At 69.2% G+C, this 11,236-nt stretch carries 12 protein-coding genes, 1 tRNA gene and 1 pseudogene; 8 read left to right on the top strand and 6 right to left on the bottom strand.

Features of this window, described 5'->3' with window-relative positions:
- From KF737_RS12325 to KF737_RS12300, 6 genes and pseudogenes are all read left to right on the top strand, one after another.
- Positions 1-381: pseudogene (locus KF737_RS12325) on the top strand (phosphonate-binding protein); the annotation flags it as partial.
- Positions 378-665 (top strand): RNA-binding S4 domain-containing protein, encoded by a 288-nt coding sequence (locus KF737_RS12320; RefSeq protein ID WP_296454864.1) that lies wholly within the window; start codon positions 378-380, stop codon positions 663-665. The pseudogene KF737_RS12325 and the gene KF737_RS12320, both read left to right, overlap by 4 nt.
- Before the next feature lie 30 nt (positions 666-695).
- Positions 696-1,142 carry a DUF805 domain-containing protein gene (locus tag KF737_RS12315; RefSeq protein ID WP_296454862.1) on the top strand — a complete coding sequence of 149 codons (447 nt, stop codon included), beginning with the start codon at positions 696-698 and terminating at the stop codon, positions 1,140-1,142.
- Positions 1,143-1,249: 107 nt separating this feature from the next.
- Positions 1,250-1,591, top strand: a complete 342-nt coding sequence (gene fdxA, locus KF737_RS12310; protein WP_296454860.1) for a ferredoxin FdxA — start codon at positions 1,250-1,252, stop codon at positions 1,589-1,591.
- A gap of 293 nt (positions 1,592-1,884) precedes the next feature.
- Positions 1,885-2,400 (top strand): CarD family transcriptional regulator, encoded by a 516-nt coding sequence (locus KF737_RS12305; RefSeq protein ID WP_296454858.1) that lies wholly within the window; start codon positions 1,885-1,887, stop codon positions 2,398-2,400.
- 114 nt (positions 2,401-2,514) lie between these two features.
- A tRNA-Arg gene (locus tag KF737_RS12300) sits at positions 2,515-2,591 on the top strand.
- Between the two features lie 290 nt (positions 2,592-2,881).
- On the opposite strand, the gene KF737_RS12295 is transcribed toward KF737_RS12300, so the two are convergent.
- The 6 genes from KF737_RS12295 to KF737_RS12270 all read right to left on the bottom strand — a co-directional run bounded on the left by KF737_RS12295 (position 2,882) and on the right by KF737_RS12270 (position 10,029).
- Positions 2,882-5,488, bottom strand: coding sequence for an FAD-dependent monooxygenase (locus KF737_RS12295; RefSeq protein WP_296454856.1), 2,607 nt, complete (start codon positions 5,486-5,488; stop codon positions 2,882-2,884).
- Entirely contained in the window at positions 5,485-6,525 is a 1,041-nt protein-coding gene (gene dmpG / locus KF737_RS12290; protein WP_296454855.1) for a 4-hydroxy-2-oxovalerate aldolase, read from the bottom strand. Before dmpG ends, KF737_RS12295 begins: the two co-directional genes overlap by 4 nt.
- The gene (locus KF737_RS12285; RefSeq protein WP_296454853.1) at positions 6,522-7,460 is read right to left on the bottom strand and encodes an acetaldehyde dehydrogenase (acetylating); all 939 of its coding nucleotides are present in this window, start codon (positions 7,458-7,460) and stop codon (positions 6,522-6,524) included. Before KF737_RS12285 ends, dmpG begins: the two co-directional genes overlap by 4 nt.
- Positions 7,457-8,227: a fumarylacetoacetate hydrolase family protein gene (locus KF737_RS12280; protein ID WP_296454850.1), complete on the bottom strand. Its 771-nt coding sequence runs from the start codon at positions 8,225-8,227 to the stop codon at positions 7,457-7,459. Before KF737_RS12280 ends, KF737_RS12285 begins: the two co-directional genes overlap by 4 nt.
- 5 nt (positions 8,228-8,232) lie before the next feature.
- On the bottom strand, positions 8,233-9,069 hold the full coding sequence (locus KF737_RS12275; protein ID WP_296454848.1) for an alpha/beta fold hydrolase: 837 nt from the start codon (positions 9,067-9,069) through the stop codon (positions 8,233-8,235).
- Positions 9,070-9,147: 78 nt separating this feature from the next.
- The gene (locus tag KF737_RS12270; RefSeq protein WP_296454846.1) at positions 9,148-10,029 is read right to left on the bottom strand and encodes an acyl-CoA dehydrogenase family protein; all 882 of its coding nucleotides are present in this window, start codon (positions 10,027-10,029) and stop codon (positions 9,148-9,150) included.
- Positions 10,030-10,055: 26 nt separating this feature from the next.
- Between KF737_RS12270 and KF737_RS12265 the strand changes: the two genes are divergently transcribed.
- Positions 10,056-10,184: a hypothetical protein gene (locus KF737_RS12265; protein WP_296454843.1), complete on the top strand. Its 129-nt coding sequence runs from the start codon at positions 10,056-10,058 to the stop codon at positions 10,182-10,184.
- Between the two features lie 116 nt (positions 10,185-10,300).
- The gene (locus KF737_RS12260) at positions 10,301-11,230 is read left to right on the top strand and encodes a hypothetical protein (RefSeq protein ID WP_296454841.1); all 930 of its coding nucleotides are present in this window, start codon (positions 10,301-10,303) and stop codon (positions 11,228-11,230) included.
- Positions 11,231-11,236 lie beyond the last annotated feature (6 nt).

Here is an 11,236-nt window from a genome sequence, read left to right as displayed (position 1 = left end):
CCGTCGGCGCGCGCGCTGTCCGCCTACGGGCTGCGGGCCGTGCGCGGCCTCTCCGTCCCGGTCGAGCAACTGGAGCGACTGGACGAGGCGCTGCGGGCCGGCGAGCGGCAGAACGGCGGCGTGGTCTTCTCCGAGGCCGCCCGGGCCGCGCTCGGCTGGAGCCCGGACGAGGCGCGCACGATCCTGAAGGGCCTGGGCTACGCCGCGGCGGCGAAGCCGGGCGAAGGCGCGAGCGTCTGGCGCCGCCGCTTCGAGAAGGAGTTCGCGGTCGAGCGCAAGGCGGCCGCCCCGGCGCACTCGCCCTTCGCAGCGCTGGCCGCCCTGCGCGACGCGCCCGCCCCGCCGCGCCGCCGACGCCGGCGCAAGGCCGCCGGATCGTGAGCGAGGCCGACGCCTGCCGGGCGGACGTGTGGCTGTGGCGCGCGCGGTTCTTCAAGACCCGCTCGATGGCGGCGAAGTTCCTGGAGGACGGCCGCGTGCGCCTGACGCGCCCGGGCCAGGAGGCGCACCGCCTCGACAAGCCCGCCCGGCCCGTGAAGCCCGGCGACGAACTGGTGTTCGCCCTCGACGGCCGGCTCATCGCGGTGCGCGTCGAGGCCCTGGGCGACCGCCGAGGCCCGGCCGCCGAGGCCCGGACGCTCTACTCGACGCTGGAGGAAGGCTGAGCCTAAGGTCGTCTTCGGGCGGGGAAATCCATGAGCGACGACGAAGAGCACGCGGCCAAGCGCGGGCCGGAGCCGGGGACGGACAGACTGGGCCGCTGGGTCGCCGGTCGCGCCCGGCGGCGGGAGTATTGGATATGGCTCCTACCCACGCTCGCCGTCGACGGCGCACTGGAATTCACGACGTTGCCGCAGATCGTTCGGGCCTTAGCCGGGCTACCGCTGCTGCTCGCTATGATCCGTCGCCTGCATGACCTGGGCATATCCGGCTGGGTCGCGCTGCTGATCAACGTCGGCTCCAATCTCCTGGCCCTCTTCCTGCGTAGCACGCTGGGTGCGGAAACCGGCGGCCTGGTCGGCAGCCTCGTCCACCTCGCTGCACTGGTCACGCTGGGTCTGATCCCGGGCCAGCAGCGCACGAACGGCTTCGGCCCGCCGCCCGGTCGCAAGCAGGCCGATCTCGCAGAGACCTTCAGCTAGCCCCGCTTGCAGAAAAGCTGGCGGCCCGCGGCATTGACTTTCGTGCCCCGCGCCGGGAAAAACCCACGCCCCGACCTCGGGAACCTTCGGAGTTTCAAGCCGCCGCCATGACCTACATCGTGATGGATCCGTGCATCAAATGTAAGTTCATGGACTGCGTGGAAGTGTGCCCGGTCGACTGCTTCTACGAGGGCGAGAACTTCCTGGCGATCAATCCGGACGAATGCATCGACTGCGGCGTCTGCGAACCCGAGTGCCCGGTCGACGCCATCAAGCCCGACACCGAGGACGACGCCGACGGCAAGTGGCTGCGGATCAATTCCGAATATTCAAAGGTCTGGCCCAACATAACCGTCAAGGGCGAGCCCCCCGCCGACAAGGAAGCTTTCGAGCGCGAGACGGGCAAGTTCGAGAAATACTTCTCCGAGAAGCCGGGCCGCGGGTCCTAGGCCTTCCTCGGGCGCGGCCGTTCGCGGGCCGGGCCAACCCTTTCATTCGGCTGTCTTTTGTGTTAATGTCGCAAACGACGCGACACGAATGGCTTCGCCCGCGTCGGACTCGGATCAAGAACGAACCGCCGGCCACGCCGGATCGGGCGAAGGGTGTCTTAAGAGGTCAGTTTCCGGTTTTCACAATGTCGACGCCGCCGCGGCTCGTTCGCGGCCGAGGTGGTTTTGTCGCTCATCCGGAAGCTTGGCAGTAGCTCCACGTCAGGACGTGGACCGATATGAGAGGTATCTCGATGAGCAAGAGCGGTCTGGAATTCTCGGTTGGCGATCACGTCGTCTACCCGGCGCACGGCGTCGGCCAGGTGCAGGCGGTCGAAACCCAGGAAGTCGCCGGTCTGAAGCTTGAGGTGTACGTCATCACCTTCGACCACGAGAAGATGACGCTGCGCGTTCCCACCGCCAAGGCCAAGACGGCCGGCCTGCGCTCGCTGGCCGAGACCGGCGTGGTGTCCAAGGCCCTGACCACCCTCAAGGGCCGCGCCCGCGTGAAGCGCACGATGTGGTCGCGCCGCGCCCAGGAGTACGAGGCCAAGATCAACTCGGGCGACCTGATCTCGATCGCCGAGGTGGTGCGCGACCTGCACCGCGCCGAGAACCAGCCCGAGCAGTCCTACTCCGAGCGCCAGCTCTATGAGAGCGCCCTCGACCGCATGGCCCGCGAAGTCGCCGCCATCGAGCAGATCGACCGCGACGCGGCCATCGCCATGCTGAACAAGTCGCTGGTCAAGACCGCCGCCGTCGCGGCCTGAAGTCTTTCCAACCATCCGAACGCGAGACGCCCGGCCTCACCGCCGGGCGTTTTTCGTTTCGGGCGTTTTCGTTTGAGGTGTGGTGCGCCCCTGCGCTACCACCGCCCGGCGCGCGGCCCGGTAGCTCAGCCGGATAGAGCAGGGCTTTCCTAAAGCCAAGGTCGGGGGTTCGAGTCCCTCCCGGGCCGCCACGCAGTCTGGGCGACCGGTCTCCTGCGGGGGGCTGGTCCCCGAAATCCCCCGCGTTTCCGCGCTCTGCGCCAACCCGATCCGTCATATGGGCCCGTCTTGCAGGCCCAGAAGCCGGCCGCTCCTGCACCGCCTGTGCCGGGGTTCAACATTCACGAATGGCGCAAGCGCGAACGGCTACATCAGGAGCGCCGCGCAGAATGGCGGAATGCGGCGAAGCGAAGCTGGAGGTCGCCAAGGCGCCAGGAGCGGACGTTGGCGTCGGTCCGGAGAGCGGACCCTCGGACGGCGGTCAGGCCAAGCGCTTGTGCCCCCAGCTGCTCATCTTGTCGTGGCGCCGGACTTGCCATGTCGCCACATCGACCTCGATGGCCCCATAGCCGAACTCGACCTCGAAACCGGCCGGCGTTCGGGCGTAGAAGGACACCATCTGGTCGTTGCTGTGCCGGCCAAGCGTGTTGGTGATCGGCGCCCCGGCCGCCTCGGCCCGTTCGAGGGCGAAGCCGACTTCGTCCAGCGAGCCGACCTGCAGCATGAAGTGATGCATCTTCCTGGGCGCCGGGATCGGCGCCAGCGCCAGCGTGTGGTGGCGCGGATTGCAGTGGAAGAACTCCAGGTCAATGCCGAACTCCGGCGATAGCTGCATGCGGATGATGTCCGAGAGCCGGAAGCCGAGCAGGTCGGTATAGAAGGCCCGGGTCGCATCGATGTTGTTGGTGGCGAGCACGATGTGGCCGACGCCCTGGTCGCCCGTCACGAACCCCTTCACGCCGGCTTGCGACACGAACGGCTGGTTCGTGCGCTCCGTCGGCCCGTAATAGATTTCAAGGCGCAGTCCGTCGGGATCGGCGCAGGTGATCATCCCGCAGACGCCGCGTTCCTTCAGCAGGGCCGGGTCGCCGTTCCCGACCGCGACGCCGGCAGCCGTCAAGCGGCGGGACATCTCCGCCAGCTCTGCGGCGCCGGCGACCTCGTAGCCGGCGAAGACGATATCGTTCTCGGGGCCTTCTTCGACGGCGATGCGCCAGTCGAGGCTGTCGACGCGGAAGCGGACGCCGCCCTCGCGCTCGTCGGCGACCATGACACCCAGAACGTTGGTGGCGAAGGCCTTGAAGGCGGCGACGTCGCTGACGCGGAAGCCGATGTAGCCGAGGTTGGCGATGCTCATGGTCGGTCCTTGGAGTGCAGGCGTGGAGGTGGGTTGCGTCGGCGGCCCGGACGACGCGGGCGCCTCGACGCTGGCGACGGTCGTGAACCGGCCGAGCAGGCGGTCGACGAGGCCGGCGTTGTCCAGCGGCGGCGCGTCGCCGCGCCAGACGACGGTCTGGTCCTGGCGCACGATCAGCAGGGCGTGGCGAAAGGCTTCCGTAGCCGGCGGCCTGCCGACATCGATCACGAGAAGCGGCAGGCCGGCCACAGCCGCAGCATTCGTCAGGGCCCCGACGTCTACGGTCGGATCGAAGCGGACCAGCGTGTAGTCAGGACCGAGGCGGTCGTAGACCGACAGCCCCTCGCCGAGCCAGAAGTGCGGCATGCGGCAGCCCGGCGCGGTCGACGGCGTCACCGAGCCCATGTCGTAGGACGGTGCGGCTTCGCCGTCATAGGCGATGATCGGCGAGCGGTCGTAGAAGTAGCCGAAGTTCAGCCCGGCCGGCGCGAACTGCGGCACGTTGATGCCGTGCAGCACCTGACCGATCGCCTGGCGCATCGCATCGCCCTGCGGCCCCTCGGCGGTAAGGGCGGGCGGTGGAGCCCCGCCCCCCATCGCCGCGGTGTTCTCCAGCACCTTCTCCATGGCGAAGCGCGACACCTGATCGGTGATCGGCAGGCGCTCGGCCTCGTAGGCGTCGAGCAGCGTGGCCGGCGCCCAGCCCTTGGCGACCGAACACATCACCCAGGCCAGGGCGACGCCGTCGGCGATGCCGGCGTTCATGCCGTAACCGGCGAACGGCACCCAGAGGTGGGCGGCGTCGCCGGCGATGAAGACGTTGCCGTCCCGGAACCGCTCCGCGACGAGACGGCGGCCGACCCAGTCCTCGTGACCCAGCACCTCCCAGGTGAAGTCGGAGCCGACGCCCAGCACGTCGCGGATCGACTGATCGAAGTCGAGATCATCGTAGTCAGCATGGGCGCTGGTCAGTGAACGATGCACCAGCCAGATATCCTCGCCGTTGATGGCGACGACATTGCCGCGAACCTTGTCGTTGACGACCCAGCTCATCCAGGCGGGCCGGCGGTCGCCGAACAGGTCCCGCACCGCGGCGGAGCGGATCAGGGTCGTGCGCGTGCGGCCGAGTTCGGCGTCGCCGACCAGCTTGACGCCCATGGCCTTGCGAACGGTGCTGCGACCGCCGTCGCAGCCCGCCAGGAAGCGGGCCTTGATCGTCACGTCCTCGCCATCCGTGGTTCGGCAGAAGACCGTGACGCCGTCATCGTCCTGCGCGTAGCGGACGACCTCGGTGTGGTTCAGCACGTTCACGGTCGGCATTTCCGCCATGCGGGCGCGCAGGATCGGCTCCAGGTATAGCTGGCTCACCCGAACCATCGGTTCGGGCGTCAGCCAGTCGCTGTCGTCGAAGCCGGGCTCGCTGCGCTCGTTGCGCGACGGATGCCGCAGGCGCGTCAGCTCGTAGCCGGTCAGGCCGGTGCAGTAGATCGTGTCGGTCGGATAGTCGTCCGGCAGGCCGGCGGCCCGCACCTTTTCCGCGATGCCGAAGCGGCGGAACGTCTCCATCGTCCGGGCCGCGACGGTGTTGCACTTTGCGCTGGGCGGCTCGTCGGCGGCGCGGGGCTCGACGACGATGACGTCCACGCCCCGCAGGCCCGCCTCGATGGCGAGGGACGTGCCCACGGGGCCGGAGCCCGCCACGACGATGGTGGTCGAATAGGTCCTGGTCATTGCTGTTCCGCCTTGGCGTCTCGCTGCGCCCGAAGGTCGAGGGCGACATCGACGATCATGTCTTCCTGGCCGCCGACCATGCGGCGGCGGCCGAGCTCGAGCAGGATCGAACGCACATCGAGGTCGTGGTCATTAGCCGCCTTCTCAGCGTGGCGCAGGAAGCTCGAATAGACGCCGGCATAGCCGAGGCTGAGCGTCTCGCGATCCACCCGCACCGGACGATCCTGCAGCGGCCGCACGAGATCCTCGGCGGCGTCCATCAGCGCAAACAGGTTCGCGCCGTGCGCCCAGCCATAGATGTTGGCCGTCGCGATGAAGACCTCCAGCGGCGCATTGCCGGCGCCGGCGCCCATGCCGGTCAGGGAGGCGTCCACCCGGACGGCGCCGTTCTGGACGGCAGCGATGGAGTTGGCCACGCCGAGGCTGAGATTGTGGTGGGCATGAATGCCGCGCTCGGTCTCAGGCCTCAGCACCCGGTCGTAGGCCTGCAGCCGCGCGGCGACGTCGTCCATGGTCATCGCGCCGCCGCTGTCAGTGACGTAGACGCAGTGCGCGCCGTAGCTCTCCATCAGGAGCGCCTGTCCCGCCAGGGTCTCGGGGTCGCTCATGTGGCTCATCATCAGGAAGCCCGCGACGTCCATGCCCAGGCCGCGGGCGGCCTCGATGTGCTGCTTCGAGACGTCAGCCTCGGTGCAGTGCGTGGCGACGCGGACCGACCGGACCCCTAGCTCATGGGCGCGCTTGAGGTCGTGAACGGCGCCGATGCCGGGCAGCAGCAGCGTCGTCAGCCTGGCGCTCGTGACCACCTCGGCGACGGCCGCGATCCAGTCCCAGTCGGTGTGGGCGCCGAATCCGTAGTTGAAGGTCGAGCCGGACAGGCCGTCGCCATGGGCGATCTCGATCGCGTCGACGCCGGCCGCGTCGAGCGCCCTCGCGATCGCGCGGACATGGTCCAGCGAATAGCGGTGACGGATGGCGTGCATGCCGTCCCGCAGGGTGACGTCCTGGACATAGAGGCGCTTGGGCGTGGCGGTCATGCGGCGGCCCCATCCCGCTCGCGCACGGCGATCCGCTCGGCGGTGCGAAGCGCCGCGGACGTCATGATGTCGAGGTTGCCGGCGTAGGCCGGGAGGTAGTGGGCGGCGCCCTCGACTTCGAGAAACACGCTCACCTTCAGGCCGGAGAACGCCTCGCCCATCTCGGGGATGAAGAGCGTCTCGTTGTGGCTGATCCGCTCGAACTGGACGGGCTGCTTGAGCCGGTAGCCCGGCACGTAGGCCCGAACCTCCTCGACCATGGCCTCCACCGAGGCCCGGACCGCTTCCGGGTGGGCGTCCCCGCACAGGCAATAGACCGTGTCGCGCATCATCAGCGGCGGCTCTGCCGGGTTCAGCACGATGACCGCCTTGCCGCGCCGCGCGCCGCCGACGACTTCGATCGCCTTGGACGTCGTCTCGGTGAACTCGTCGATGTTGGCGCGCGTGCCCGGCCCGGCGGACTTGCTGGCGATCGACGCGACGATCTCGCCATAGATCACCGGACTGATCCGGTTCACAGCCGCGACGATCGGGATCGTCGCCTGGCCGCCACAGGTCACCATGTTGACGTTGGGCGCATCGAGGTGGTCGGCGCCGTTCACCGGCGGGATGACGTAGGGGCCCAACGCGGCGGGAGTCAGATCGACCACGCGCTTGCCGTGGGCGCACAGCACTTCGTCGTGGCACCGGTGCGCGCCGGCGGAGGTGGCGTCGAAGACGATGCGGATATCCTTGAAGGCGGGCATCGCCAGCAGGCCGTCGAGGCCGTCATTGGTGGTCGCCACGCCGAGCCGGACTGCCCGGGCAAGCCCGTCCGACGCTGGATCGACGCCGACCATGGCGGTGACCTCCAGCGTCTCGGAGAGCCGCATGATCTTGATCATGAGGTCCGTGCCGATATTGCCCGACCCGATGATGGCGACCGGGGTCTTCATGCAGCCCGCACCCTCAGCGGTGGGAAGCCGTCGATGGCCAGGTCGTAGTCGCCGGCGGTCAACGGGATCATCGGTCCCAGCGCTCCGCCCAGCACTAACTCGCTGGCCCGCAACGGATCGCCCATACGGATCGCCGTCTCCGCCAGCCAGGCCAATGCCTGGAGCGGGTCACCGAGGCTGGCGGCGCCGCTGCCCGTCGAGACGACCTCGCCGTCGCGCGTCAGCGTCATGGCTGGGCTCTTCAGGTCGCGGCCCGTGGCGTAGGGCTGCCAGGGGCCGATGACGAAGACGCCGCAGGAGGCGTTGTCGGCGATGGTGTCGATGATGCTGATGTCCCAGCCGGCGATGGCGCTGTCGACGATCTCGAAGCCCGCCGCCACGGCCTCGACGTGGCCGGCGAGGGCTTCGGTCGGCAGCCCGGGCTCGGTGATATCGCGGCCGATCCGGAAGACGATCTCGCCTTCGATCCGCGGCGCGATCAGCTCGGCCAGGTCGAGCGGCCGGTCGGCGGTCCGGACCATGCCGTCGAGCAGGACGCCGAAGTCCGGCTGGTCGACGCCGAGCTGCTTCTGGACCGCCAGCGAGGTCAGGCCGATCTTGCGGCCCACGCGCCACGCGCCGCCGGCCAGCAGCCGGTCGATATTGGCCTTCTGGATCGCATAGGCGCCGTCGATGTCGAGGGACGGATCCGCCAGGCGGATCGGCCCGATCGGCGTGCGCGTGGCGCGGGCGGCGAAGAGGTCGGCCGCGAGACTTTCGAGGGTCACGCCGCTCATCCCTCAAGGAACCCGGCGACCAGGCGGTTGAACTCCGTGGCCTTCTCCCATTGGGCCCAGTGGCCGCACTGGGGCATCACGAGGAACCGCGCCTTGGGGATCTGGCGCATCAGGATCAGGCCCTGGTCCATCGGGTTCACCCGATCCTCGCGGCCCCAGATGATCAGGGTCTCGTGCGGCAGGGCGTCGAGCCGCTCGCGCCACAGGTCGGTCATCGGCGCCATGTTCGGTCCGAGGCGCAGCGGCATGAACTCGGCCGTCTCGGGATCGGTCGCCCTCTCAAGCCGCTCCTGCAGCACCTCGTCCGACACTGACGAGGGGTCGTAGACCAGATATTGGAGGAACTCCCGCAGGCGCTCGATGGAGGGGCCCGGCGGCATGTAGAAAGTGACCAGCGACTTGATCCCGTCGCTCGGGGTCTTCTCGAACAGCGAGTAGCCGCCGCCCGGCCCCATCAGCACCAGACGATCGACCTTCCCTGGGAAGTCGAGGGCGGTCTTGAGCGCCGAGGCGCCGCCCAGCGAGTTGCCGACGAGGTGCGCCTTGCCCAGCCCCAGCGCATCGATGAAGCCGGCCAGCACCTTGGCGTAGTAGCCCCACAGCGGCTCGGCGATCTTCAGCTTGGTCGACTGGCCGTAGCCCGGAAGGTCGATGGCGATCACCCGGTAGCGGTCGGCGAACGCCTCCATGTTGCGCGAGAAGTTGCTCAGGCCCGACGAACCCGGCCCACCGCCATGCACGAAGATCAGCGCCGGTCCCTGGCCGATCTCGTTGTAGTGGACCTTCAGCCCGTCGAACTCGACGAAGTGGCTGGTGATAGCGTTCTGGGTCATGGAGGCGAGGGTCCTGGTGACTGAGGGCCGCCGACCGGGGGTCGGCCCCGCGGACGTCGGCGAAGCGGCCGTCGTGGCCTAAAGCGTGAAGTCGGTGGTCATGCCGCCCAGTTCGACGAGCCCTGCGTTGAGCGAGCCCTTGTCGGCGTTCAGGAAGGCGTGGTTCGAGGCGGCGTGGACGTCGCGGAAGTAGCGCTGCATCGGGCTGTCGAGCTTGATGCCCCTCGCCCCGCTGGCCTTGAACAGCAGTTCCACCGCCTTCTGGGCTTCCTTGGCGATCCACTGGGCGTCCCACTTGTTGCGGACCCGCAGGGGCAGTGGAAACGCCTCGCCCCGATCGATGTAGTCGTCCATCTCGGCGAAGTTCGCCTCGAGCCGGGCGTGCAGGCCGCGGATGATCGCCTCCGCCTCGGCCAGGCGATGGCGTACGAACGGCTCTTCCATCGCCTTGGCGCCATCATAGGCGCCCAGGCGCTGGCGCATGTCCTCCCGGAAGGCCTCCAGCGCGCCGTCCGCCATGCCGAGCGTCACGACCGAGAGGCTGTAGGCGAAGATCACGCCGAAGGGGTAGCGGTAGTTCCTGGACGTGAAGGTCGCCCGGCCGGTGTCGGCCATCATGAAAGAGTGCGCGAACTGGTGCGTCCGGTGCTCCGGAACGAAGGCGTCCTGGACCACGATGTCGTTGCTGCCGGTGCCCTTCAGACCCAGCACATGCCAGACGTCGACCACCTCGTAGTCGGCGCGCGGGATCACGAAGGCGCGCACGTCCGGCGGGCCGTCGGCCGAAGCGCGCGGCGCCACACCGCCCAGGATCACCCAGGAGCAGTGGTTGGAACCGCTGGACCACGACCATCGCCCGCTGACGCGGAAGCCGCCTTCGACCGGCGTGATCTTGCCGAACGGCGCGTAGGACGACGACATCCGGGTGTCGGGATCGTCGGCCCAGAGATCGTCCGCCATCCGACCTCGCGAAGGCGCGGATCGCGTTGGCGCGCGGCGACCGGCCGGCGGCGCTGGCCGCCCTCGCCGCCGTGGGGGCCGCGTTCGAGAAGCCGGCGGCCGACCCCTACCTCGCCCGCATCGCCCGGCGGCTGAAGGCCGAGCTCGGCCGCTGAATCTCCGCCTTGAGAACTTCTTGAGACCTGCGTGAGGACGGCCCGCGCCGCCCCTCCCTAGCCTTCGAGAACCGCCGCGCCTGTTTCGCGGCGGGCGCGTTGGGGAGTTACGGACAATGATGCGGACAAGGCTCTGGGCGACCACGGCGCTGGCGCTCGGCGTACTGCTGAGCGGCTGCCAGAAGAAGACGGAGGGCGGCGGCGGCCCGGCGGCCTCGACGACCGCCTCGACCGCGGGCGAAAAGGCGCCGCGCGTCCACTGCCCGGCGCGGCTGCAGACCGCCGCCCGGCCGGCCGGGGCGCCGGTGGACGACGTGGTGGGCGTGCGGCCGGGCCTCACCTACGACGAGGCGGCGAACCTGGTCCAATGCGAGGACAAGAGCCTGGACGTGAAGCCGACGACGACGGGCTTCGACATCGAGAGCTACGGCCAGCGCCTTCGACAGGGCTTCGACGCCAAGCCGCGCGAGCCCGAGATGACCAGCCAGGAGATCCTGAAGAAGATGCATGACGACGCCGCGGCGCGCGGCGCGAACCGCGTGGTCGACGCCCTCAAGCCGGGCCAGCAGCTCTTCTATGTCTCCACCATCGGGCCGCCGGACCAGGATCGGGTCGTCGGCGTCTGGCGCGAGCAATGGTTCGAGGAGGGGCGCAATCCGCCGCTGGAGACCGTCCGCAAGGCGCTCACCGACAAGTACGGGCCGCCGACCCTCGACCAGAACGGCGAGATCTACTGGCTGCACGACGCCATGGGCCGCCCGCTCGACCGGGACTCTCCCCTGACCGGCAATTGCCTCGGGCGGGTCCGCGCCACGTCCAACGGCTTCTCGCTCAACCCGGACTGCGGCCTGACCGTCGCCGCGCGGATCGTGCCCCTGAAGACGAACCCCGACCTCGCCCGCTCGCTGGAGCTGGGGATCGCCGATCAGGCCAAGGGCTACGCCGCCATCGAGGCCACCGAGAAGGCGCTCGCCGCAGCCGATGCCCAGCGCCGCGCCAAGGAGGTGCAGCGCGCCAACCAGAACGCCGACGCGCCGAAACTGTGATGGGGG

Source organism: Phenylobacterium sp. (assembly GCF_019636135.1).
Taxonomy (GTDB): Bacteria; Pseudomonadota; Alphaproteobacteria; order Caulobacterales; family Caulobacteraceae; genus Phenylobacterium.
This window is presented reverse-complemented; position numbering and strand designations above follow the sequence as displayed.